General features: G+C 46.5%; 16 protein-coding genes and 1 pseudogene. 15 read left to right on the forward strand and 2 right to left on the reverse strand.

The features are described 5' to 3' along the window. The first annotated feature begins 5 nt into the window (after nt 1–5). The 3 genes from ACX5J7_RS09390 to gorA all read left to right on the forward strand — a co-directional run bounded on the left by ACX5J7_RS09390 (nt 6) and on the right by gorA (nt 4,658). A complete protein-coding gene (locus tag ACX5J7_RS09390) occupies nt 6–1,679 on the forward strand; it encodes a HAMP domain-containing sensor histidine kinase (RefSeq protein ID WP_498706950.1) in 1,674 nt (557 codons plus the stop codon). A 73-nt stretch (nt 1,680–1,752) separates the two neighbouring features. Continuing rightward, nucleotides 1,753–3,057, forward strand: coding sequence for a response regulator c-di-GMP phosphodiesterase, NosR family (gene nosR, locus ACX5J7_RS09395; protein ID WP_020744410.1), 1,305 nt, complete (start codon nt 1,753–1,755; stop codon nt 3,055–3,057). A 251-nt stretch (nt 3,058–3,308) separates the two neighbouring features. Then, on the forward strand, nt 3,309–4,658 hold the full coding sequence (gene gorA, locus ACX5J7_RS09400) for a glutathione-disulfide reductase (RefSeq protein WP_498706952.1): 1,350 nt from the start codon (nt 3,309–3,311) through the stop codon (nt 4,656–4,658). Between the two features lie 134 nt (nt 4,659–4,792). Here gorA and ACX5J7_RS09405 read toward each other — a convergent pair whose 3' ends face one another. Next, nucleotides 4,793–6,982: a molybdopterin oxidoreductase family protein gene (locus ACX5J7_RS09405; RefSeq protein ID WP_498706954.1), complete on the reverse strand. Its 2,190-nt coding sequence runs from the start codon at nt 6,980–6,982 to the stop codon at nt 4,793–4,795. Nucleotides 6,983–7,241: 259 nt separating this feature from the next. Here ACX5J7_RS09405 and ACX5J7_RS09410 point away from each other — a divergent pair, with 259 nt between their 5' ends. The 8 genes and pseudogenes from ACX5J7_RS09410 to ACX5J7_RS09445 all read left to right on the forward strand — a co-directional run bounded on the left by ACX5J7_RS09410 (nt 7,242) and on the right by ACX5J7_RS09445 (nt 19,084). Beyond that, nucleotides 7,242–10,577: an amidohydrolase family protein gene (locus tag ACX5J7_RS09410; protein ID WP_498706956.1), complete on the forward strand. Its 3,336-nt coding sequence runs from the start codon at nt 7,242–7,244 to the stop codon at nt 10,575–10,577. 223 nt (nt 10,578–10,800) lie between these two features. Further along, the gene (locus ACX5J7_RS09415) at nt 10,801–11,352 is read left to right on the forward strand and encodes a hypothetical protein (protein ID WP_015068267.1); all 552 of its coding nucleotides are present in this window, start codon (nt 10,801–10,803) and stop codon (nt 11,350–11,352) included. A gap of 21 nt (nt 11,353–11,373) precedes the next feature. After that, nucleotides 11,374–12,630, forward strand: coding sequence for a hypothetical protein (locus tag ACX5J7_RS09420; RefSeq protein ID WP_012519891.1), 1,257 nt, complete (start codon nt 11,374–11,376; stop codon nt 12,628–12,630). Nucleotides 12,631–12,853: 223 nt separating this feature from the next. Continuing rightward, entirely contained in the window at nt 12,854–14,155 is a 1,302-nt protein-coding gene (locus ACX5J7_RS09425; protein ID WP_498706958.1) for a hypothetical protein, read from the forward strand. An 11-nt stretch (nt 14,156–14,166) separates the two neighbouring features. Continuing rightward, complete coding sequence (locus ACX5J7_RS09430) at nt 14,167–16,149, forward strand: SUMF1/EgtB/PvdO family nonheme iron enzyme (protein WP_474376703.1); 1,983 nt, start codon at nt 14,167–14,169, stop codon at nt 16,147–16,149. 125 nt (nt 16,150–16,274) lie between these two features. Further along, a pseudogene (locus ACX5J7_RS09435) lies at nt 16,275–17,046 on the forward strand (MotA/TolQ/ExbB proton channel family protein). A gap of 15 nt (nt 17,047–17,061) precedes the next feature. Beyond that, entirely contained in the window at nt 17,062–18,120 is a 1,059-nt protein-coding gene (locus tag ACX5J7_RS09440) for a VWA domain-containing protein (RefSeq protein WP_474376704.1), read from the forward strand. A 13-nt stretch (nt 18,121–18,133) separates the two neighbouring features. Further along, nucleotides 18,134–19,084, forward strand: a complete 951-nt coding sequence (locus ACX5J7_RS09445; RefSeq protein WP_012519885.1) for a VWA domain-containing protein — start codon at nt 18,134–18,136, stop codon at nt 19,082–19,084. Between the two features lie 77 nt (nt 19,085–19,161). Here ACX5J7_RS09445 and ACX5J7_RS09450 read toward each other — a convergent pair whose 3' ends face one another. Beyond that, a complete protein-coding gene (locus tag ACX5J7_RS09450; RefSeq protein ID WP_474115780.1) occupies nt 19,162–20,706 on the reverse strand; it encodes a hydroxymethylglutaryl-CoA reductase in 1,545 nt (514 codons plus the stop codon). A gap of 454 nt (nt 20,707–21,160) precedes the next feature. Between ACX5J7_RS09450 and ACX5J7_RS09455 the strand changes: the two genes are divergently transcribed. Genes ACX5J7_RS09455 through ACX5J7_RS09470 form a run of 4 tightly spaced genes read left to right on the forward strand, consistent with a single transcriptional unit; the run spans nt 21,161 to nt 25,174 of the window. Further along, entirely contained in the window at nt 21,161–22,414 is a 1,254-nt protein-coding gene (locus ACX5J7_RS09455) for an HlyD family secretion protein (protein WP_498706960.1), read from the forward strand. A 2-nt stretch (nt 22,415–22,416) separates the two neighbouring features. Further along, nucleotides 22,417–24,588 carry a peptidase domain-containing ABC transporter gene (locus ACX5J7_RS09460; RefSeq protein ID WP_498706997.1) on the forward strand — a complete coding sequence of 724 codons (2,172 nt, stop codon included), beginning with the start codon at nt 22,417–22,419 and terminating at the stop codon, nt 24,586–24,588. Then, nucleotides 24,585–24,896 carry a helix-turn-helix domain-containing protein gene (locus ACX5J7_RS09465; RefSeq protein ID WP_278385619.1) on the forward strand — a complete coding sequence of 104 codons (312 nt, stop codon included), beginning with the start codon at nt 24,585–24,587 and terminating at the stop codon, nt 24,894–24,896. Before ACX5J7_RS09460 ends, ACX5J7_RS09465 begins: the two co-directional genes overlap by 4 nt. Nucleotides 24,897–24,943: 47 nt before the next feature. Beyond that, complete coding sequence (locus ACX5J7_RS09470; protein WP_498706961.1) at nt 24,944–25,174, forward strand: hypothetical protein; 231 nt, start codon at nt 24,944–24,946, stop codon at nt 25,172–25,174. The last annotated feature ends 13 nt before the right edge of the window (nt 25,175–25,187 follow it).

Consider the following 25,187-nt stretch of genomic DNA (forward strand, 5'->3'; position numbering starts at 1 on the left):
GAATTATGAGGCTGTCGCTACGATTTAAAACAATTACCGGCGTTGCATCGATTGCAGCCCTGCTGCTATTGGTACTGATCATTACGGTATTTCAACTGTTAAACGATCTGGTTGACAATAATGTGCAAAAGTCTGCCGATACCAGCGTCGCTTTATTTGTTTCTACAACGAAAAACGCCTTTCTAAGTTACGACCTTGCTTCCCTTGATGCTGATGTATCCGAAATATTAAACAACCCCAATATTTCTTACGTAAAAGTTAAAGACAAGCTAGGTAACGTGTTTGTTGGCAAGGGGAATCAACAAGCGCTAAATCGCCCTTTCGTTGCGGACGATTCGGTGTCAGAAGCAGATGATGGCATCTATGATACGCGCGCGCCCATCATGGTAAATAATTCCCTTTACGGCTATGTAGAAATTGGCTTGAACATCGCCTCCGTTACCGAATCTGTATCTCGTGTTAAAAATTGGACGCTTACGCTAGCTCTAATGGAGTTTATCCTCGTTGGCTTGTGCTCGTATATCTTGGGTTCATACCTGATGTCACAACTTCGCCAGTTACATCAGGGTGCGAAGCATCTTGGCGATGCAGTAAAAGACAATGACTACAGGGAAGTCTTTGTTCCTGTTCGCGGTAATGACGAATTAAGCGAATTGGCTGAAGCCTTCAACCAATTAGTAGAGCGTTTAAAAGAAGAGCATGAGCAAAGGCAGCGTGCACAGGATGAACTGAAGGAACTCAACACCCTGCTTGAAGAAAAAGTGCAGGACAGAACCGCCCTACTGCACCAAAAGAATTTTCAGCTAGAAGAAGCCAACAAAGACCTTAAAGAAACACAGGTTCAATTACTTCAAGCGGAGAAAATGGCATCGGTCGGTCAGCTAGCTGCCGGGGTAGCTCATGAAATTAATAACCCAGTTGGGTTTGTTAGTAGCAATATTTCTACATTAAGCGAGTATGTTGCCACGTATCAAATGGTATTTTCTCAAATAAACGTGGTATTAGCGGCTGAAAATGAACAAGCGCGACTTAAAGCACTTACTGAACTAAAAAGCATGCTTGACAATCAAGACATGGCTTTTATTAACGAAGATATTGCAGAGTTATTAACCGACTCCCGTGAGGGGCTACATCGAGTGGCTGAGATAGTAAAAGGTCTTAAGATTTTCTCACGGGTTGATAGCGATCATATGCAACAGCACAACATTAATGACTGCGTACGTACTACGCTGGCTATGGTTAACAATCAGCTGAAATATATTTGTACTGTAGAAACCCACTTGGGCAGAGTACCAGATATTCCCATGAACGTTGGCAAGGTGTCTCAAGTTGTTACCAACCTGCTGATTAATGCTGGACAAGCAATTGAAGCCACTGGCAAAAATGGTAAAGTGATAATTACTACCTGTACGTTAAACGGCTTTGTTGAACTGCGTGTTGAAGACTCAGGGTGCGGCATTCCCCCTAGCCATTTAGATAAGCTCTTCAACCCGTTTTTTACAACCAAGCCCGAAGGCCAAGGCACGGGGCTAGGTCTTTCCATTTCATTTGGCATTGCTCAAGAGCACGGTGGCACATTGTCAGCAAGCAGTGTAGAAGGCGAAGGTAGCACGTTCACCCTTGCACTCCCTGTTGAGCCTGCTCCGTCAGTTCCCCTCATGGAAAAAGAGAGTGAATAATGAGAAAGCAAATAGTGTTAACAAGCGCCATTGCATGTAATAGTTATTGCGTCGCCTATAAGGATAATGATTTATGACAGAGCCTAAAGAATCAGCCACAACCTATACGGTGCTTTTTGTCGACGACGAACCTAACATTCTTCGTGCAATTAAGCGCGCGCTCTTCACTATGGATATTACTCTGCTTCTTGCAGATAGTGGCGCAAAAGCTCTTGAGCTTATGAGTGCGAACGAGGTTCACGTGGTTATTTCAGACATGAAAATGCCACAAATGTCTGGTGCGGAGCTGTTAGAGCAAGTCGCCATCAACTATCCAGAAACCTTTAGGGTAGTGCTTACCGGTTACGCAGATATTGAGTCAACCATAAAAGCCGTAAATCAAGGAAAAATACATCGTTATTTGCAAAAGCCCTGGGACAACCAAGAGTTAATTTCGGTTGTTGAAGAGGGGTTAGAGCGAGTTAAGCTTAAGACCGAAAACTTGCGCCTGCAGAAGCTTACGCGACTACAAAATAGAAAACTAAGAGACGTCAATACCTCGTTAGAGCAAGTGGTACAAAAACGTACTCGGCAAATAAAAGCAGCACTCAATAAAATTGAAAAGCACAATATAGCGATGGAGCAAGTGCTGTTTAATGTGATAAGCATTAACCCCAACATTGACGGCAAGTTTGCCATTGAAGTAAGTGAACTGGCTTCAAAACTTGCGCGTATTGCACGCTTAGAAAAAGATGAGATAAAGCATGTCCGCTATGCAGGGTTAATATGCGAGCTTGGGCTTTTAGGGTTAGAAACTGAAGATTTCAAGGCGCCCTTTTCAAAGCTGAAATACCAACAGCAACAAAATTATTTATCGCAAACAAAACAAGCCGCTTTAATACTGGCTCCAGCCCATGAACTTCATCAGGTTTCAGACATTATTGAGTTTCAGTTCGAACACTATAATGGCTCAGGGCTTTACAACAAAGTAGCTAAAGAAATTCCAGCAGGGGCGCGTATTTTAGCCATAGCACGTGACTATTGGCGCTTAGTTACTGGGCGTATGAGTGGTATCGAAATGAGCCCGCGTGACGCTAAACTTGAAATGAAAAAGCACAGAAATACCCGCTACGACGGTGAATTCCTAGATCTTCTTCTTGAAGCTGAAGACGTTACAACATCGAAGCTGCTTTCGACCTCGTTGAAAGCGTCACAATTAAAAGCAGGCATGACCCTCGCCCAAAATCTTTATAACGACAGCCATATCCTTATACTTCCTGAAGGTCATATATTCAACGATGCTACAATACAAAAATTGGTACACTTTGAAGAAGAGCGCGGTAAAGCCTTTAGCATTCAAATAGAACCAGAAGGCCCTCCCGACACTATAAGTGACTAGGCTTGAAATACTGCGTATTGCCATTGGGCAAGATAATGGCACACATAAAGATTATCTTGCTCGACCTTTTATTTGGATTGGCTATCCCCATTGTTAAATAAACTAAAATACCTTGAAGCGAGTTCCGGTCTTTAGAATACTGTTCTAAATGAAGCGCGGATGCGTTGAATTTGCTTCGCGAGCATATTGGGTAACTGCAACGCATTACGTATAGATTCATGCTCGCCTAACCCACAGAAAAGGCTTTTTGTATGACACATTTTGATTATATTTGTATTGGTGGTGGTAGCGGCGGTATTGCATCTGCCAACCGTGCGGCGAAACACGGTAAAAAAGCGGCCATCATTGAAGCAAAAGATATCGGCGGTACCTGCGTAAACGTGGGCTGTGTGCCTAAAAAAGCCATGTGGTACGGCGCGCAGGTCGCTGAAGCCATCCATCGCTATGCGCCAGAGTATGGCTTTGATTTGTCAGTTAACCATTTTAGCTGGGACAGCCTTATCGCTAGCCGACAGGCTTACATTGAGCGTATTCACGCTTCTTACGACCGCGCACTTACAGCAAACGACGTGACGCTTATTCGTGGCTTCGCAAAATTTATCGATAACAACACGGTAGAAGTCAACGGCGAACAATATACTGCTGATCATATTACTATTGCCGTTGGCGGTCGCCCGACTATTCCTGATATTGAAGGTGCCGAACACGGCATTGATTCTGACGGATTCTTCGCACTAAAAGAGCAGCCAAAGCGCGCGGTAGTTGTGGGTGCAGGTTATATAGGCGTAGAACTAGCCGGCGTACTTCACGCACTGGGTACAGAGTCTCATCTTGTGGTTCGCAAACACGCACCACTTAGAAATTTCGACCCTATCATTCACGAAACCTTGGTGGATATGATCCACGCCGAAGGGTGTAAACTGCACGATCACGCCAGCGTCGAGAAAGTTGAAAAAGCGGAAAACGCTGAGCTTTCTATTTATTTAACTAACGGTGAAGTACTTGAAGCCGACTGCCTTATTTGGGCTATTGGCCGCCAGCCGTCAACCGATAAAATTGATATAGAAAACACCGATGTAGAGTTAAACGACGACGGTACCATTAAGGTAGATAAATACCAAAACACTACGGCAAAGAATGTGTATGCGGTAGGCGATATAACCGGAGAAGCAGAGCTTACTCCGGTGGCAGTTAAAGCGGGCCGTTTGTTAAGCGAGCGCTTATTTAATGGGCAAAAAGATGCGCACATGGATTACTCGCTTATTCCTACCGTTGTGTTTAGTCACCCGCCAATCGGCACCATTGGTTTAACAGAGCCAGAGGCTATTGAAAAATACGGTGAAGACGATATTAAGGTGTATTCCTCAAGCTTTGCGTCTATGTACACAGCAGTCACCCGTCACCGTCAAATGACGAAGATGAAGCTAGTATGTGCTGGTAAAGACGAAAAAGTTGTTGGCCTACACGGTATTGGCCACGGTATGGATGAGATTCTGCAAGGTTTTGCTGTTGCCATAAAAATGGGCGCGACCAAAGCTGACTTTGATGCGTGTGTGGCCATTCACCCTACCAGCGCAGAAGAATTCGTTACCATGACCTAGGGCGTTTAAACTAAGGGGTTAGCTACCCCACCGACGCATGCTTGCGCTGTAGTGAGAACATGGGTTATTAGGTAAAAAATCGCATTTAAAAAACCGGCTTTTACTTTGTGGTAAAAGCCGGTTTTTTATGCGCACTAACTTACTTTTTCAAGTTCTACAGGTACACCGTTTAACACCGCGTTACCAGACAGTTCATCCACCAGCATGTGGTCGGTAAGAATATTGGTATTTACCCCCGGATGCTGACTTGCCACAGACAACTTAATGCCTTTTTTGTTGTGTCCCCACCCGTGCGGGATAGATACCACACCAGGCATGATCGCATCGGTGATTTCAGCCTCTATCGTTAACTCGCCAACCCGCGATTTCACCTTTACCTCATCACCATTTTCAATACCGTATTTAACGCCGTCATCGGGATGCAGTTGCATCGTGCAGCGATTATTGCCTTTCACCATACGCGGGCTATTGTGAAGCCACGAGTTGTTGGTTTTAATATGCCGGCGGCCAATTAAAACAAGGGGTTGCGCGTGGCTTTGCTTATCAAAGAAGTGTGCGTTAACCCTGTCTATATCCGCCATAAAATAATCAAAATCTAAATTTATTTTTTTATTTTCATGGAAAAGCGCAAAAGGTAAAGACGGCTGAAGCGGGCCAAGATCTATACCGTGTGGGTTTGCTTTAAGCTTTTTAAGCGTTAGGCCGTGCGCTGTACTGCCTTCTTTTTCCGTATCGCTGTCATTAACACCGTTTTGAAAAGCACCTCGCTTATCACCGTATAGACCGGTCTGTAACAAGTCGTCCACCACGCCTTTTGGCTGCTTGCTCCAAAGCGCAGCATAGTGCGCTGTGCTCCTACCGTTTAATTTGTCGATTCGCTCAGCTAACGATAAATAAATTTGCCAGTCGGTAAGTTGGTCTGCATCTGTATCCACCACCGCTTCGGAGTACTTCGCAAAGTTTCGCACCGCGAAGTTGTGAAACACAATGTCGTAGTGGTCCCGTTCAAGGGCTGTTACGGGGGGTAAAATCACGTCGGCGTGGCGAGAGGTTTCTGTGATGTAGAAGTCCACAGCAACCATAAAATCTAATTGTGCAAATGCCTTGTCGAGCTGTTCAGCGTTAGGCGTAGTGACTACCGGGTTTCCCGCCCCAATAACCATGGCTTTAATTTGTCCTTCTCCGGGGGTAAGGATCTCTTCAGCTAAACAGGCAACCGGATACTCGCCAGCAAAAGCTGGAAGGGCGCGCACCCGGGAGGTAAACGTGCCCAAACTGCCCTTTCCTGCAACAGGCAATGTGTCTGCCGCTGGCTGGGTAAACATCATGCCGCCACGCTTGTCTAAATTACCGGTAAGTATGTTAAATAGCATAATGAGGTATTGGGTTAGCGTACCAAATGCTTGTACGCTTGCCCCCATTCTACCGTAACACACTGCCGCTTCTGCTTCGCAAAAATCGGTAACGAGCTGGATTATTTGCGAGGCCTGAATACCGGTTTTTTCACTGACTTTTTCTGGTGAAAAATTGCGTACGTAATGCTCTACTTCCATTATGTCTTCAGCATAAGGAAGAAGCGCCTCTACATTGTATAATTGTTTATCAAACAGCACATGCAGCATGGCGAGTAGCAATAAAACGTCACTACCCGGGCGAATAAAGTGGTGTTCACAGCTAAGGTCCGCGGTTTCACTTCGCTTCGGGTCGATAACGACTACCTTGCCACCCCGTTTTTGTATGCCCTTCAAACGCTTTTTCACGTTCGGCACGGTCATAATACTGCCGTTTGACGCCAAAGGGTTCCCACCAATAATCATGAAATGCTGAGTATGATCGATATCCGGAATAGGTATTTGCGACATATGGCCGAATAGTCTGCGGCTGATGATGTGGTGAGGCAATTGGTCCACCGACGTCGCAGAATAGCGGTTATGCGTTTTAAGTGAGCGATAAAAGTAAGGCCCAAATAAAATAGCCCCCATGTTGTGCGCGTTGGGGTTACCTAAATACACACCCACCCCATCTTCGCCGTGCTCTTGTTGAATACCGTGCAGCTTATTGGCAACAAGGTCAAACGCATCCTCCCACGTAATCTCTTGCCAATTATCGCCCACTCTTTTTACAGGGCGTTTAAGGCGATCAGGGTCGTCGTACAAATCTTTTAGCGCACTGGCTTTAGGGCAAATGTGACCTTGGCTAAAGGGGTTATCTTTATCCCCTTTTATTGACAGTATTTGTCTGCCCTTCGTTGCCACTTCAATACCACACATGGCTTCGCACAGCGTACACGTAGAATAATGCAATTGTTGTTCAGTGTTGCTCACGATAATTCCCACACAACTTATTGTTAACGACTTGTTACGAAATTAGCCGCTATTGCTGTAATAGACAAGCATCACTTAAAGTGATGATAGAAGCGTTAACCGCTGAAATTGTACTTACAATCGCATAAGCTAAATAAATCCGTCGTACTTTGCAGTAAGATTAACCTAAGCTTTACAATTCGAGGGTACAAAAGAACCAGCTTAGTCATGTACTCTGATGTAGACAGAAAATAATTAAAAAGCAGTTGGAAACTCAATTATGATAACGACAAAGAAAAGCCTACTAGCAGTTACGCTAGTAAGTGCCCTTGGCTTGGGCATGGCGCCGGCCTCTTACGCACAAAACGACAGTGAAGAAAAAACCGAATACGAACTCGATAACTGGGACGTCAGTAACCCCCCTTATGCATTAAACGAAGTCACCATTAAAACCAACGAAACGACCTGGTCCAGCTTAGACGTTGCGCCAAATGGCGAGTTTATGGTTTTCGACATGCTTGGCGACCTTTATAAAGTAAACATGAACGGTGGTGATGCCACGCCACTTACCCAAGATTTTGCGTGGAATATTCACCCGTCTATTTCTCCTGACGGCAAACACATTGCATTTATCTCAGACAAAGACGGTCTAAGCAACGTATGGGTAATGGACATTGACGGCAGTAATCTTCGTCAAGTAACCAAAGAGAAAAGCAATCTTATTCACTCTCCTAAATGGAGCCCAGACGGCGAATACCTAGTGGTTACTAAAGGCATTATGTCTAGCCGCAGTATTCCGGCGGGCGAGATTTGGATGTATCACAAATCCGGCGGTGACGGCCTGCAAATTAAAGCCCGAAACAGCGGTAAACGCGACCAACAAAACATTGCCGACCCTGTATTCTCGCATGACGGAAAATACATTTACTTTACCGAAAATACGGTTCCGGGCGCTCGCTTTGAATATAACCGCGACCCGTTAGAAGGCATTTTTGCTGTCACCCGCTACGACCGCGAAACGGGCGAAGAGAGCCGCTATATCAGTGGTACAGGCGGTGCCGTAGTCCCTACGCCTTCGCCTGACGGTAAATACATCGCTTTTGTGCGTCGCGTTAAAGACAGAACGGGGCTTTTCCTTAAAGAGATAAAAACCGGCGTAGAAACGCCGCTTACCCTCGAACTAGAGCGAGACATGCAGGAAGGGTTTGGCTCTGAAGGCTACTTTGCCTATTTCGACTGGATGCCGGATAGCAGCGAAATCGTATATTGGACAGGCGGGAAATTCCACACTATCAATATCGAAGATAAAACCACACGCACCATGGACATCACTGTTGAAGGCACCGTGAAATACGCTGACGCCCTACGCTTTGACGTAGACGTAGCGCCTGATGAATTTGACGTTCGCATGATTCGCTGGTCTCAAATGTCGCCTAACGGTAAAACCGTACTCTTTCAAGCGCTTGGAAAGCTTTACGTACGCGACGTTAAGTCTGGCAAAATAAAACGCCTGACCAAGCAAAACGACCACGACGAGTACTACCCTCGTTTTTCTAACGACGGTAAGAAGATTGTTTACACCACGTGGGACGACCAAGATTTAGGTACGGTACGCGTAGTATCAGCCCGTGGTGGTAAAGGTAAAGTGATTACCGAACAGCCCGGTCATTACATTGAGCCTTCGTTCTCGGCCGATGGCGAAAAAGTGGTATTCCGCAAATTTACCGGCGGTTATCTGCTAGACCCGACCTACTCAGTCGAGCCAGGTATTTACGTTGCCGACCTTGAAGAAGACGCTGTAAGTAAGGTGACAGACAGCGGCTATAATGCCCACTTCGCGGGTGGCAACGACCGCGTATATTTCACAGAATCTGCCGGCGGCGAAGCGTATTATGAAACGCAACTTTCAAGCGTTAATTTGCAAGGTAATGACAAACGTACGCATCTATATGGCGCAGATAAAGTAAGTGAGTACAAACTTTCGCATGATAAAAAATGGGTCGCGTTTGTATATCAATTTAAAACTTACGTGGCGCCGTTTGTAGAAAATGGTAAGCGCATTACCATTGGCCCGAACATGACCTCGCTACCGGTAACACAGCTTTCAAGTCGAGCTGGTGAATACCTTACTTGGTCACCAGACAATAAAACCCTTAGCTGGTTTAACGGCCCGACACTTTTCAGCCGTTCACTCGATGAAGCCTTTGCCTTTTTAGACGGTGCACCTGAAACCTTGCCTGAACCGGTAGCTGAAGGTATGGATTTGTCGTTTACCACCAAGGCCGACAAGCCTTCAGGATACAAAGCCTTGGTTGGCGGTAAAGTGGTAACCATGCGCGATGCTGACAATACCCAGGAAGTCATTGAAAATGGCGTTGTACTTATTAAAGACAACCGTATTGAAGCGGTAGGTAAGCGTGGCGATATAGCTATTCCTGATGACGCTATGCAGATAGACACCTCGGGTAAAACTATTATTCCTGGGCTCGTTGATGCGCACGCCCATGGTTCACAAGGTCGTAATGAGATAATTCCTCAGCAAAACTGGAGTCAGTTCTCCAACGTGTCGTTCGGTGTAACCACCATTCACGACCCATCAAACGACACCACGGAAATTTTTGCTGCAGCAGAGCTTCAGCGCAAAGGTAAAATTGTTGCACCGCGTATCTACTCTACCGGTACTATCTTGTACGGTGCAGAAGGACTGGGTTACAAAGCTATCATCAACGACTACGAAGATGCTTATTTCCACGTAGAGCGCTTAAAAGAAGCCGGTGCTATATCGGTGAAAAGCTACAATCAACCTCGCCGTGATCAGCGCCAACAGGTACTTTGGGCAGCTAAAAATCAAGCGATGATGGTGGTGCCTGAAGGGGGCGGTAAGCTTCAGCAAAACCTAACCATGCTGGTAGACGGTCACACCGGTCTTGAGCACAGCATTCCGGTTGAAAAAGGCTATAGCGATGTTACTCAGCTATGGAAAGCCACAGAGTTTGGCTATACCCCTACCTTTGTTGTGTCGTACGGCGGCATGATGGGTGAAGAATATTGGTACGATAAAACGGAAGTGTGGAAGAACCCGCGTCTATTGCGCTATACCCCTTCTACTATTTTAGACAAACGCGCTATTCGCAGACCGACCGCGCCAGAAAACCAATACAACCACCAAAACGTCGCCAGCTACGCTAAAGAGCTCCGAGATAATGGGGTCAGTGTACATATTGGCGCTCACGGACAGCGTGAAGGCCTAGCTGCACACTGGGAACTGTGGATCATGGAACAAGGTGGCTTTACGCCTTGGGAAGCGCTGCGCGGCGGGACTATTGATGGTGCTAAGCACTTAGGCATGGGCAAAGACCTTGGTAGTATCGAAAAAGGAAAGCTTGCTGACCTAGTGGTTATTGATGGCGATGTATTAAGCGACATTAGAAAGAGTGAGTACGTTGAGTACACGGTGTTAAACGGCCGTGTTTACGAGTCTGCCACCATGAACGAAGTGGGCAGTAAAGAAAAACGCGAACCTTTCTTCTTTGAGCAAGATAACGCGACCTTTATGCCACAGCAAACTGCGGATGAAGTGGAGGCGAAAGCCCACCACTATCACTGGGAGCATTAATCGCACGCAAACACGTTTGATGTAGTTTAACTACCACTAGGAAAAAGCCGATAAAGCCCTGTGTTTTATCGGCTTTTTTATTCTGGTTATGTTTGCTGGTAAGCCGCTTAAAACAAAATCAATGTTTTGTCTTTCGTAAAAGAGTGCTATAAATAAAAAAGACTAGGGCTTTACATGTATTTGTATGTATCAAGCCAATTAAAATAAAAGGACTTATTTGGCTATGCCGCATCATTTGCCCTTTGCACTATTACTTCTCACTTTTTTTCTCGCGCCTGTTTACGCACAAACAAGCGAGACGCCTACGTATTATCAAGATTGTTCCGTTCTCGACTTTGGTGACAAAGATATGTCTACCATGACAGAGGCTGAAAAAATTCAAGCTTTAGATGACTCTTTATTCGGTGCTTTAGAGCAAAGTGAAGAATGCATGGATGCCGCAGCGCAATCTAGCGCACAAAGTGTGGCTAGCGCCGCTGGCCAAGGTGCTGGTGCAGGAAATGGCGCAGCCTCGGGAAGCGTGTCTAGCGCTTCAGCAGCCAGTGGCGGCCAAGGGCAGTCAAATGCGCAAAACAGCGCCCAATCTCAAGAATCATCAACCCATTCACAAACGACTACCTCTAGTTCAGATCCTTCAAAGCAATCGACTGGAGGTAAAGCAAAAGGTGGAAGTTCAGCGGTATGTGATGCCGTAATTGCCGGTTTGCAAGGAGCGACAACAGAGCAAGAAAAAGCTCATTTCCAAGCATTAAAAGAGCAATACGGCTGTAAATAAAACTCAGAGGAAGGAAAGGAAATGTCTTCATTTAATCCAAAGGCCCTGTTTACAGTGGTCGCTACGGCATCGTTTATACTTTTAGGCGGATGTGGCTCAACCCAAACTAATGTAACTAGCGTAGGACCGTCGATGGTTGGCCCTGGCGGTGGGCAACAGCTTGGCGCAAACTCGCACCGTTATCGCTACAACTCAGATATATATATGGATGTCGCTATTCCGGTTTTTGACCCCGGCTTTCCTACAGAAAGCGATGGTTCAATAGATTACGATGAAATAGAAGAAGAAGGTATCTGGCCGCAAGTAAGACGCTTAGAAGCAAATCGATTTGCTATTGCCACCAAAGAAGCGTTAGGTGAAACCAAATCGTTTGGAAGCATCAATGTAACCCCAGATGCGTCGGCACTCGCTGATGTTTATATTCTTGGTAAAATTAATTATTCGGATACGGAAACCGTAGAAATTGGCGTAAGGGTTATGGACGCAAAAAATACGGTATGGGGCGAGGAAGAATTTGAGTACCGCGTTAGCGAAGGTTGGTACAGAGATGCGATGTCTCGTGGAGAAAACCCTAATGCGCCCGTGTTTGAGCAAATTGCTAAATACGTCTACGACCTGCTAATGAAAAAATCAGAAGCCTACAAACAAGAAGTACAGATGGTGTCAGACTTGCGCTATGCACAAATGTATAGCCCTGAAGCGTTTAGCCAGTATCTTTCTCAAAGCCGTAAAGGTGAAGTTGAGTTGGTGAGTGCGCCGTCTGAAAGCGATCCCATGCTTCGCCGTGTTCGCGCTATTCAAGCAAAGGACGAGCAGTTTATTGATAGCCTTCAGGAAACCTACGATTCATTTTGGGTAACCACAGAAACGCCTTACAGAAAATACCAAAAAGAAACCCTTCCAGAGGCTAAGAAAATCAGAGAGCTAAAAGCTGAGCGCACCACTAAACAGGTGACGGCCGGTTTGTTTGCCGTAGCCTCAGTACTACTGGGCTCAAACTCTAGCTCAACTGCTGGGCAAGTGGCAGCCGCCGGTGCAGGGATTGCCGCCATTGGCACCCTTAACGAAGCGATTAAAACGAACAAAGAACTTCACGCACAGCGGGATCTCTTTGACGAAATGGGCCAAAACCTTGATATTCAAGTTGCCGATCAAATTGTTGAAATTGATAACCAGCGTATTGAACTTCAAGGTAGCGCGAGTGAACAGTACTACCAACTGCGTTCACGCTTAAAAGATATCTATGAAATGGAAGCAACACCTATGACTGCGCTTTAAGCGTAGTCATATTCTGTTAAAACCGTTCTCATCTATTTATAAGATCATAGTAAAGGATTACGCATGCCAAGCGTTGAACAGCAAATTGAGCAAAGCAGAGCAAAGAAAAAAGCACTGATTAAAAAAAGTATATTGGGCTTTTTTGTTGTCCTCTTTGTTGGCGTGGCAGGCGTACTCCTTGTGTCGTTTTTTACCCACTGTGTCCAACGAGGCGAAAAGCCCCATGGCACAGACCGACAACGTCTCGCAAACCAACAACCGAGAAACACCAAATCCGCAGGTTACAGAATTTAGCGAAGCAGAGCGTAAAGCATTACAAGTCGCGCTTAGCGAGTCAAAACAACGGGTGACAGGCCTAGTGCAACGCGTAAACCAGTCACGCCCTTTCGCCGTTAAAGCCGGTCAAATAGAAGCGTCGTTAAACCAAGCGTTTAATGAATACGGTGCCTCGAACTACGGCGAAGTAACATCGTTATTAAACGATATCGATAACAACACAGCAGCACTAAATAAAGAATACGAACAGGCCTACACAGCGCCTTATGAAAAAGCCCTCAACGCGTTTAATAACAATAATAATTCTGAGGCGTTTAACTTAAATCGACAGTCACTTAATATTAACCCCGACTTTGAGCAAGCCAAGATACTTCAGCAGCGAATTGATGTCTTTAATCAAGTGCAAGATGCCTACGAACAAGCCCGGGTGGGTAAGGTTGAAAACAACGTTAATAAACAGCGGGAAGCCTACCGTAAAATAATTGCCCTAGACCCCTATCGAAGTGATGCAAAGCAAGCCCTAGCCACCATAGATAACCAATTAAAAAATAGCCGCTTCAATGGGTTATTAGCAAAGGCCAATGACGCTATAACACAGCAAAACTATGCCGCAGCCAAACAATACCTAAAGGACGCCAAATCTATCAATGGGTCAAGCCGTGAACTTGAGACCATTAGCAAAAAACTTAACACGCTGGTAGCGAGTGAAGAGCAAAACAAGATTGAAGAGCAGGTTACGCTTTTTGCACGTGCTGATGAATGGCAGACGGTCGCCCTATTATCGAACAAAGGTTTATCGTCTTTTCCCACCAGCCCCATACTGCAGCAGGCAAAACAAAATGCCGAAGCTATCTTAAGCACGGCAAAACGCCTAAAAGAATTTCAGCAGCGCCCTGAACGACTGACCGATAACACAGTGCGAAGCCTTGCGCAGCAAGAAGTTGATGACGCTCACGCATTAGCACAGAAAAGCCCCAAACTGCTGGCTCAGATACGCGCCCTTGAAGAGGTTATGGATGACGTTAATACGCCTCGTGATGTCACGATAACATCGGATAACGACACCTATATTAAAGTGTTAGGCGTAGGACTGGTAGGCGAAGTAAAACGCAAGACCATCAAGCTTAAACCTGGCACCTACCGGATTGAAGGAAGCCGTGACGGCTACCGCTCTACTATTCGAGAAATCGAAGTATCACCGTCAGCAACCAACCTTTCGGTACATATTGCATGTACTGAAAAAGTATAAGGAACACGTTAGTGAGTAGTATCGATGAAGCCATTGCGAAAGGGAAGAAACGCCGCAAAGGAATGGCTATCGCTTCATTAATTGGGCTAGCCGTGATCTTGGCCCTTTATTTTAGTTGGCTTTTTCTCACCAAAGGGTATGCGTTTGTGGTGTCGCCAGAGCGTGCGGCAAAAACGCCTGAGTTTAACGTGGTAAGCGGCACTGCGCTCTTTATGGCCGACAAGTTATATGTTTTTGGCAGTGCGGCGGAAGTTACCGTGTCGGCGCCCAAATACAAAGCCGCCAGCGTGGTGGTTGATGAAACCTCGTCAAGCACGATAAACGTCACACTTGTGCCTTTACCTGCCACCTTGACCGTTACCACGTCTCCTCAGCTCGACGAGGTCACATGGAAGATTAACCAAGAAAAAGTCGCCGTTTCGCCCAGCCTATCCACTGAACTGGAAGAGGGAAGCTACACGGTTAATGCTATCCACCCTCACTACCAAGATGCACAAATACAGTTTGATGCCGATATTGCACAAGACATTCAACGTAATATCGCGCTAACCGCTATTGAGGGGGTTATTAATATTAATTCCACGCCTTCTGGCGCTAGCGTTTCGCTCGACAAAAAAGAAGTTGGCGTAACGCCTCTGAAGATAAATACACAAGGTGGACAATATCGCGTAAGCGTGACTAAAGCAGGCCTGGAACCTTTAGAAGATACTATCGAAGTCACTAATCAACGCCCCTTACCGACTCGAAATTATAACCTTCAGCCGCTACAAGCGGAAATTGCAGTATCGATGAAGCCACAAGGTGGCGTACTGACGGTTAACGGTAAGCCCGTAAAGGCGAATACCCGTTTAGACGCCAATAAGGCACACACAGTAAAGTATGAAAAGACTGGCTTTATTGCGCAAAGTCAGCGCGTAACACTTGCCCCAGGCGAAACGAAAGCGCTGTCATTTGAATTAGAAAAAGAGCTTGGTCGCGTGGTTATTACCGCCTCTACTGACGCCCTTGTTTCAATTAACGGAGTTAAGCAAGGACAAACGCCTTTAACGCTGAACCTTCAGGCTTTGCCTCATACAGTAACCTTTGAGCGCGACGGATACCGCAAGATACAAAAAACGGTGACACCTAGCGCGAAATCGTCAACCAAGGTACACGGTGACATGCTTACAGAGTTTGAAGCAAGGCGCAGAGACGGTACGCCGCTTTTCGCTACTACGTTAGGTATTCAGCTGTCATTGGTGACCCCAAAAGCGTTCACCATGGGCTCGCCAGCTAACGAAAAAAATCGTCAGCGTAACGAACACCAAAGAGACGTTTCTTTTTCTCGTCAAGTATGGGTGTCGAAGCACGAAATCACACAAGCTCAGTTTGCCGCGTTTAAAGGGCAAGGTGGGGGAACTAAGCTTCCTGTCACAAATGTTTCATGGGATGAAGCGGCGGCCTTCACGAATTGGCTAAGTGAAAAAGAAGGGCTCACTGGGTTTTACATTATGCAAAACGGAAAAGTAAGGGGGGTTGATAAAGCCTCAAAAGGGTATCGTCTTCCCACCGAAGCAGAGTGGGAGTTCGTTGCCAAAATGCATCGTCGTGCATCATCTACAGCTTTCGTGTGGGGCAATCAGTTCCGACTCAGAGACAAGCAAGGTAACTTTGCCGACGCGTCGCTACGTGGCAAGCAGACATTCATCTTAAAAGACTATGACGATGGGTTTGCAGATAAAGCGCCTGTAGGTTCGTTTAAGGCAGACCGAGGTGGGTTTTACGATTTAGACGGAAACGTTCGCGAATGGGTTCACGACATTTACTCGGTAACGCTACAACATCAATCAGGCACCTACGCAGACTACATGGGCCCAGGCGGGCAAGGCAAACACGTTGTTAAAGGTGCGTCTTTTAAAACCGGTAGGTTGAAGAATATAAGAGCCAGCGTGCGCAGCGGCGAGAGCGCGCCAGCTGATGACATTGGTTTTCGAATAGCGAGATATGAGAATTAATATGAAAAAGAAACTAATCATTGCCGCCGTGCTATTAGCTATAGCGGGCACAGCCAGTGCGTACTTTGTTTCGTTAGATTCACCCCAAGACTTCCCAACAAATATTTAGGCAGCAAGGACTAAGAATGAATAAGAATAATACGTTGTCGATGAACCCCAGCTTTCTAGTTAGCGGCGGGGTGTTTCTACTTATTTTTGCGGTCGTGCACTTTTTATTTGCAGGCTTAATTCGCCCGGCGGCGGAAAAAGTGATGGCGACGGTGGGTACAGCCTCTCTGTCTTCTATTTGGGTCATTCTTAAAGATATCGAACAACAAGTGTGTATCTCACTTATGTTGTTTTGTATCTTTTTAATGGTGTACAAGTTATGGAAGCTACTTGATGAAGAAGAAATTTATTCAAGAGATTTGCTACCAGAACACGACAAAGACACGCCGCTAGATGTCGATAAAGCGCTGAACGAACTATCGTCTTCGTCTTATAGCGATACACCGGCGTACAGCACATGGATAAACTGCATAAGACGGTATAAAAAACACCCAAAACGTGCAGCACGCGGCCGATGCTATTCACGCATCAGTAGAAAACATAGCGGCGCAGCTTGAAAGCGGCAATAACGTTATTCGCTATATTATCTGGGCTATTCCCTCGATTGGATTCGTGGGCACGGTTCGCGGGATTGGCGCAGCCCTAGCGCAGGCCGATGCCGCACTGGACGGTGATATAGCCGGAATGACAGCGTCTTTGGGCGTGGCGTTTAACTCAACGCTCGTTGCGCTTTTCATCTCACTTATTTTGATGTTGTTAATGCATTTACTCAATGGCCGTCAAGACACCATGGTTATTCGCACACAAGAGTCGTGTGAGCATCATTTATTGTCTCATCTGCACCATTAATTAGGCGAAGTAACTATGCCTAAAGTGCGTAAAGCCGAAGACGGATTTAACCTTGCCTTCTTAGACGTGATGGCCTGTGGCCTTGGCGCGGTTATTCTTATTTTTATTCTGGTCGACTTTAAAGCGTTTACCCCAGACCCGACCGAAGAAAAAGAGAAGCTAGAGCAAGAGCTCGCCGCGGCAGAGCAAGAACAACAAAAGCTCAAAAAATCGATTGATGAAATAAACGATAAGATAGCCTTGGAGTCGGCCAAGCAGGATGACGCTGAACAAGCCCAGGCCGACACCACGCAAGACCAGTCTAAGCTACTGCAAGACATGTCAACAGAAATGGCAGTGGTGGCCGACCTTGAAAACCAGCTTGCCGCCTTGTCTAAAGAAGTCGAGAAATCAGCTAACATCCAAATGCAGGGAACCGGCGAGCAAAACTACATTACCGGGATGAAAATAGAAGGTCCCGAAATAGGCTTTCTCATCGATAAAAGCGCATCGATGATGGGCGACAACTTGCTCGATATTTTGGGCAAACTGGCGCTAAGCGATGGGCAAAAAGTATCGACACCCAAATGGATAAGAACCAAGCGGGTAGCACAATGGATGCTAGCGCGCGTACCACTGGAGTCTCGTGTGACAATGGTTGCCTTTTCTGACACCGCAACCACCTTAGGCCTTCGCAACGTAAACAGCGCCAAAGTAAGCGGTTCGATGAACGCCATTGTGAAAGACTTGGGCGGCATTGTGCCTAATGGAGGCACCAATCTTCAGGAAGGCCTAACTACCCTGTTTAAAGCCAACCCCAGCATAACAGATGTTTACATTGTGACCGACGGGTTGCCGACGCTCGGAGATGGCCTTCCCATCAACTGTAAAAACTTCATTAGCAGTAAAAAGTCCATTTCGTCGGATTGTAGAAGAAAACTATTTGTAGAAACCATAAAGCGAGCCAAAAAAGGGGTGCACTACAACGTTATTCTATTGCCTATCGAGGGCGACCCGTTTGCCTCACCCATGTACTGGGAATGGACCCGCGCAACCAGCGGCACCTTCCTATCACCGGCACCAAAGTGGCCTTAATGAGTAAAATACTGTGAAGAAGATTCAGCGCGCCCCCGTTGAGGTATTCAACATCGCCTTTCTCGACATTATTTCCTGTGCCTTCGGTGCGGTAGTTATGCTGGTGCTACTGGCCAAAAATGGCACCGAAGATACCGAACGAGGCCCCAGTAATGTAAGCGTGCTTATCGATCAGGTGCTGCAAGCACAAGCTGACGTAGAAACCCTTAAAGGAGCGCTATCGGATAAGCTTCAAGAGCTTAAGGCGGCGCAAAGCAAAACAGCGTCAGTCACAGAGCAAAAAGATAATCTAGACTCGTCGATACCCCGGGCACAGCAAACCATTAATCAGTTAAAAGACAAAGCGTCGTCCCTGCGTAATGAAATACGTCAGGCAACGGCTATGCTAAATACGCCTAATCCCACTGATACCCCTGATGATGACGTAGGCGGTATACCTACCGACGCTGAATACGTCATTTTCGCTATCGACAACTCTGGGTCTATGTCTTCTGGCAGTGGATGGAATCGCGTGATAACCATTGTGAACGACATTTTAAAAAATCACCCTAAAATGAAAGGTTTTCAGATAATGTCTGCCGACGGAAGCTTCATGTTTGCCAGTAAAGCGGGCCAATGGCTTGACGACAGGAAAACCATGCGAGATACGGCGATGAGCCAAATGAAAAGCTTTAAAGGGGGCGCAAGCCAGCCGGAGGCGGGGATCTTAAAAGCCATAAAGCTTTATAAGAACACCAAAGGCCGCGTGAGCCTATACGTGTTTGGCGATGACTACCAAAGATCAAACCTAGACCAAATTGTGGGTCAAATTACCCAAGCCAACCAAGGAGCCAATGGCCAGCCTGTTATTCGTATTCACGGCGTGGGCTTTAGCCGCAGTAACGGCAACGCCCAGCGCTTTAGCGCGTTTATGCAGGCGGTGGCCAAGCGCAATCGCGGTGCCTTTATTGGCCAGTATTTTTAGGTATTAAGGGCGCCTACAAGCGCCCTCAAGATTAATTAAATTAGCTTTCGCTGTGTATAATCCGTAATTGATGCACCTTACCTATTTCGGCCATACTGCTCGTGAGATGACACCCAGTCAGATGAGCTAATGGCCGAGGCCAGCGAAATTTCACCGGCAAGCACAACCGACGCCACAATTTCAGCAAACTTATACACCCGATCGCGCCCGTAACAGTCTAATAGCTCTAAACACTCACGCTGCGTACCTATGCCTGTACCGCCGCCATAAGTCGCTACAATAAGTGATGGAATGGTAATAGACACGTATAAGTCGCCGTCGTCAGTAAGCTCAGAATACATCATAGCCGCAGACGACTCAGATACGTTCGCCACATCCTGACCGGTAGCGATAAACATGGCAGTGATGCCGTTAGGCGAATGTAGGCCCGTGTTATTCACACCGGACAAGAACGAACCCACGCCGGCAACACGCCCGTGGTAATCGATTTGTTTAGGGTCGACCCGCATAACTTCGAGTAAGTGCTCACGCTTAATGGTTGCCTCGGCGGTAACTCGCTTACCACGAGTACGCATTATGTTTATTTGTGAGGCTTTTTTATCGGTGGCAAAGTTAGACTCAAGGTAGAAATTCTCTATCCCCTCATAATGATCGAGTATCCACCCGCATGCTGCGAAGGTAGCACGGCCAACCATGTTTTGACCCGCTGCGTCACCGGTCTTAAAGTTAAAACGCAAAAACGCAAATTTGTTCGATAGGAAATGGTCGATATACGTCAGCTTAGCAATACTTGAGGTCGCTTCTGCTTCTTCCTTAATCTTTTCAAAGTTTGCTTTAATCCATTTAACGAAATCTCTAGCACCTCGTGCATTTTCAAAAATAAATACAGGGGCTCGCTGCATAGCATCGTCGACGACCGTTGCCGTTACGCCACCGCTCATGTTAAGCAGCTTCATGCCGCGGTTATACGATGCTACCAGCGTACCTTCGGTAGTCGCTAACGGCACAACAAACTCCCCTTGTGCGTGCTCTCCGTTTATCTTCAACGGCCCTGCAATACCGATAGGAACCTGCGCCACGCCAATAAAATGCTCAATATTCCCCTTAAGTGCTTGCGGGTCGATTGAGTACTTACCTACGTGATCAATTTTCTTTCCGGTGGCACTTTCGAAATATTCTTGGCGTGTTTTTATAATACTTTCGCCGTAGTCATCCATGTCGTCACGAGGAATAAAAGCGCTGCGTTGTCCTGGCGCAGTAATATTGTCTTCCACTTCAAATTTAAGCTTTCCAAAAGGCGAAGCAGAAAAGCAAATACCCAGTTTTCGCTTTTCTGGGCACGGCGCTTCATCAATATCTAAGTGCACGGTAATAGTTTGACGCAAGCCAAAGGGCTCGCCGTCTGATTGATTTAGCGCTTTGACAGAAATACAGAAGTCGGCAGTTGACTGGAGTGAAATTTTATGCTCTGGAATTTTTTCCCCATCAAGTGATATCCATTTTACTTCTTTAATCGTCGCATCCTTCAATCTATTTTTAAGAGAGAAAGATAAGCCTTTATCTGTTTTGGTTAGACTTGCGCGTGTATAAAGTTGCTTTAAAAGTATACTGGGTACAAACATGAGGCTACCTTCTGTCTTTTTGCTGTGTTATCTCCCTATCCCTCTGCTTTTTATAGCACATTCTTTATACAGTTCTATGACTTCTTTCTATTTCTTCGCCAAACATTTGCGTCATATCAACTTTCAATTTTGAGCCAAGCGCTTTTAAAAATGCGCCAACCCCTGAGAGTTAAAGTGCTCCAGAGATTCGGACCTTAGCCATAATTCGCCCACTTCTAAACACTCCTATAGTGAATACCGTCACCGCAGTAATGATGACCACGAGGAATCTGGCAGTAGTATAAAGGAGGCGTCACGGATTGAGATGCCAAGGATAAAAAGCCTACACGGAAGCGGCAGCCAGATACCTCTTATGTGCCCTATGCGTGATGCGTTTTTGGCATTGATGTCGTGTTTAGGCGGCTCATAGTGCAACCACACGCACCGAACAATTGGCCCAGTACAAGGACAGAAAATGAGAACAGGACTGTTTAGAAAAGATGCAATTGATGAGCAATCTAATGAGGTAGATGGGAGCTTTTTAATGACGCCCAAACCGGTTTACTCGGCTATTGCTTTTGTATTGGTTGTTTGGATAGCAGCTGCCCTTGTTTATTTAAACTTAGGCAGTTACGCGCGCAAGGCATCGGTAGACGGGTGGCTAGAACCGAGCCACGGAGTATTTAAACTGTACGCAGATGCAAGGCGCGGTAATGTCGTCGACGTTTTAATTCACGAAGGGCAACATGTAGAAGAAGGCGCGCCATTAGTAAAAATTAACTACAGTAGTAGCGACGCGTTGGGCAATCGCGTGAGTAGCCAACTGCTTAAAGAACTGGAAGCAAAGCAAGCGCGAACACACCAGAGCATTTCACGCCTTCGCACACTACATCAAGCTCAGCTCACCGGCTTAGAACAACGCTTATCTCAAGCTAAACGCGCTTTGGACGACCTGAATGACATTGTTGATTTAGCCAAAATACAGTGGGTTATGGCGACCGACCATTGGGAAAACGCTCAACTTTTATTGAACCAAGGGCATATAAGCCACGCCGAGTTTGAGAATCACACAATTCAACGAATAACCGCGCAGCAACAGCTCAAACTGGCCGAGAGAGATAGCAGTACAGAACAGGCAAACATAGCCTCCCTCACCCATGAACTCGCAACTCTGCCTCAGCAACAAGCCAACGAATTGGCGAGTTTTGAAAATACGTATAGCGACCTTAAGCAACAGATTGTAAGTCATAAAAGCAATTATGAGGAAACCATTTACGCCCCGCACAGTGGCTATATATCTGGCCTTCACGTTAAAGCGGGATATACCGTCGATAGTTCGCGCCCGTTGCTTACTCTCCTTCCCAAAGATGCTGATATTCAAGCGCGCATCGCGGTTCCCGTTCGCGCTGCAGGCTTTTTGCGTGAAGGGCAAGCTTTACACATTCGCTACGACGCATTTCCCTACCAGAAGTTTGGTGTGCAGAAGGGCGAAATCCTCAATGTTTCCCCGTCACTTGTACTGCCGGGCGAACTTATCGACGCGCCTATTGCTATCAATGAACCCGCCTATCTCGTTACGGCAGCCATAAGTACGAAAGAAATATTAGCGTATGGCAATCATATTTCACTAAAGGCCGGCATGACCTTCTCAGCTGATGTGCACCTAAGTCAACGTACGCTAATGGAATGGTTAATGGAACCGCTTTACAGCATCTCAGGGAAGCTTTAATGATGATGAGTATGACAATGCCCCACGTTAGCCACACCCTGACCACTAAAAAACGCGTGCCTGTCATCTTACAAAGTGAGGCGGCTGAGTGCGGACTTGCCTGTATGGCTATGATTGCCCAGTACTATAGAGATAAACGGGATCTCAACGCCCTACGCCAATCTATGTCAGTGTCGTTGCGTGGCACCACATTAAAAGATGTAATGAAAATTGCGAGTGATATGGGCTTTCAAACCCGAGCAATAAAGATAGAGCTTTCCCATATCACGCAACTTACCTGCCCTGCCATCTTACATTGGAATATGAACCACTTTGTTGTGCTGACGAAAGTGAAAGGTGACCGTATCACAATACATGACCCGGCACTTGGCGAAAGAAGGCTGTCCTACAAAGAAGCGTCTAAATGCATTACCGGCATTGCGCTTGAGGTATCACCTAGCGACAGCTTTAGCCCAATCAAAGCTGGCCCGCGGCTTGGCCTTACCCAGTTTTTCAAACGTACCACGGGGTTTAAACGCAACCTTCTTACTCTATTCGCCTTATCCCTGGTGCTGCAGTTATTCGCCCTCGCTGCGCCTTATTACATGCAAACCGTGGTAGACGATGTACTTATCTACAATAACAACGCCCTACTCAAAGCGCTCGCTATTGGTTTTGCCCTATTACTGATACTAGAAACCTTTACTAGCGGGGTAAGAAAGCTGGTTATTTTGTCGGTGTCATCGCGGCTTCAACTTCAAATGTCGGCGTCAGTATTCAAACATTTGCTGTCACTTCCTCTCGACTACTTCGACAAGCGCCACATTGGCGACGTGGTATCTCGATTTGGCTCACTGGCAAGCATTAGAGAGTTTTTAACCACCGGCGTGGTAACGGCTTTATTAGATGGGTTAATGGCCGTCGTCACCTTAGCGGTAATGATGGTTTATTCGGTGAAGCTCTCCCTCGTCGTAGTGGCAATCATGGCCACATATTTAGCCATTCGCTTAGGGCTACTCCCCTTTATTAAACGCCTTACCACAGAGCGCATTGCCCTTGCAGCGTCCGAACAAAGTCACTTCATGGAAAGCGTGCGGGCTATTTTACCAATTCGGGTTTACGGGCAAGAGACACAGCGTCACGGACAATGGCAAAACAAACTCGTGGCCACCTTAAACAAAGACATAACACTGGGTAAAATCAATATTGGCAGCGCGCTGACTAATCAGTTCCTGTTTGGCGCAGAAAACCTCATTGTAGTGTATATCGGGGCTAGCTTAGTCATGGAAAGCACCCTTTCCATTGGTATGCTGCTGGCTTTTATCGCCTATAAATCACGTTTTGTTAGCGCACTAGATGGTGTGGTTAATAAGTTGGTAGAGCTCAATATGCTGGGCGTTCACTTTTCTCGTCTTAGCGATATTGTACTCACGCCGGTACAAGTAAAACCTCATCGTTACCAAAATGCTGACCTACCCTATTACGCGAATCAATCTCTACCTAATAATACGGCCATCGCCCTTGAAACTAAATCGCTGGGATACCGATACAGTGAATCTAGCGAGTGGATCTTTAAGGACCTCGCACTCACCGTCAAATCAGGTGATATTGTAGCAATTGTTGGTGAGAGCGGAAGCGGCAAAAGTACCCTGCTTAAATGCCTAATGGGGCTTTACCCGGTATCAGAAGGCAAAGTTGAACGCCCCAGCGTTAAGCAGCCTGTTGTCGCATCGGTCTTGCAAGACGATGCGTGCTTAAGCGGTACCATAGCGCAGAACATTTGCTGTTTTGAGCAAGCGCCAGACCTACAAAAAATGGTTCACGTCGCACATATAGCCTGTATTCATGAAGATATCATGCATATGCCTATGCAATACCACACCTTGGTAGGCGATATGGGAAGCAGTTTAAGCGGTGGCCAAAAGCAGCGACTGCTTCTCGCCCGAGCCCTTTATCAAGAGCCCGATATTCTGTTTCTAGATGAAGCGAGCAGCCACCTGGATATGGCCAACGAGGCTCGCATTAATCAGCATCTAACATCACTCAATATGACCCGAATTATTGTGGCCCATCGCCCACAGTCAATTGCTATGGCAGATAAAGTTTACCGCTTGGCAAACGGGACACTACACCCCTGCTCTCCTACCGAAGTATCAGGAAGCGCAATATCAGGTAACCACGGAGAAACACGATGAAAACCCATGAAATAAGAGAACCCGCAGTATTAATGACAGAAGATGAGCGTATGCAAATTGATGCCAATGGCATTACCGCTCGTGACAGTGTAGTTCCTATTAACTGCTTGTCTAAACGCGAGCTGCAAGTAGCTCACAAAATTATGGAAGGCCGCTCTAATAAAGTTATCGCCTCAGAGCTCTTTATCAGCGAAAGAACGGTGAAATTTCACTGCGCTAATATTTACAAAAAACTCAATATTTCAAGCCGTTCGGCACTTATTGCGGGTTGCTTTAGAACCCTTTACCACGAGGCGGTCTCGCTTTAAGCGAACGTGCCTTTTTACACAAAACGCCAATACAAGGAGCGTAAATTATGAAAAACCAGCAACATCAACTCACTGTAAAATCGTGTGCCAGCGCACAGCCCGTCACACTCGTTGAGGAGCAGCTGTTCGACGTATCAGGAGGGCTACGGGCTCGCTTGAGTGATATTGACCCTGTAGAAGGTGGGGGACCAGTAGAAAATAGGGGGCCAAAAGCGCCCGTCTATATCACCTTAGCGATTGGTGAAGGCGGCGGCAAACTACCCGATATTTTATCGTAGTTCAGGCCAACTA

The sequence above is a fragment of the Alteromonas infernus genome (assembly GCF_902705815.1).

What these genes read in the sequence shown, in the direction of transcription:
- ACX5J7_RS09420 (WP_012519891.1), top strand. Translation starts at nt 11,374, where the DNA reads ATGTCTTCATTTAATCCAAAGGCCCTGTTTACAGTGGTCGCTACGGCA.
- ACX5J7_RS09440 (WP_474376704.1), top strand. Translation starts at nt 17,062, where the DNA reads ATGCCTAAAGTGCGTAAAGCCGAAGACGGATTTAACCTTGCCTTCTTA.
- gorA (WP_498706952.1), top strand. Translation starts at nt 3,309, where the DNA reads ATGACACATTTTGATTATATTTGTATTGGTGGTGGTAGCGGCGGTATT.
- ACX5J7_RS09410 (WP_498706956.1), top strand. Translation starts at nt 7,242, where the DNA reads ATGATAACGACAAAGAAAAGCCTACTAGCAGTTACGCTAGTAAGTGCC.
- ACX5J7_RS09460 (WP_498706997.1), top strand. Translation starts at nt 22,417, where the DNA reads ATGATGAGTATGACAATGCCCCACGTTAGCCACACCCTGACCACTAAA.
- ACX5J7_RS09465 (WP_278385619.1), top strand. Translation starts at nt 24,585, where the DNA reads ATGAAAACCCATGAAATAAGAGAACCCGCAGTATTAATGACAGAAGAT.
- ACX5J7_RS09415 (WP_015068267.1), top strand. Translation starts at nt 10,801, where the DNA reads ATGCCGCATCATTTGCCCTTTGCACTATTACTTCTCACTTTTTTTCTC.
- ACX5J7_RS09450 (WP_474115780.1), bottom strand. Translation starts at nt 20,706, where the DNA reads ATGTTTGTACCCAGTATACTTTTAAAGCAACTTTATACACGCGCAAGT.
- ACX5J7_RS09470 (WP_498706961.1), top strand. Translation starts at nt 24,944, where the DNA reads ATGAAAAACCAGCAACATCAACTCACTGTAAAATCGTGTGCCAGCGCA.
- ACX5J7_RS09425 (WP_498706958.1), top strand. Translation starts at nt 12,854, where the DNA reads ATGGCACAGACCGACAACGTCTCGCAAACCAACAACCGAGAAACACCA.
- ACX5J7_RS09455 (WP_498706960.1), top strand. Translation starts at nt 21,161, where the DNA reads ATGAGAACAGGACTGTTTAGAAAAGATGCAATTGATGAGCAATCTAAT.
- ACX5J7_RS09390 (WP_498706950.1), top strand. Translation starts at nt 6, where the DNA reads ATGAGGCTGTCGCTACGATTTAAAACAATTACCGGCGTTGCATCGATT.
- nosR (WP_020744410.1), top strand. Translation starts at nt 1,753, where the DNA reads ATGACAGAGCCTAAAGAATCAGCCACAACCTATACGGTGCTTTTTGTC.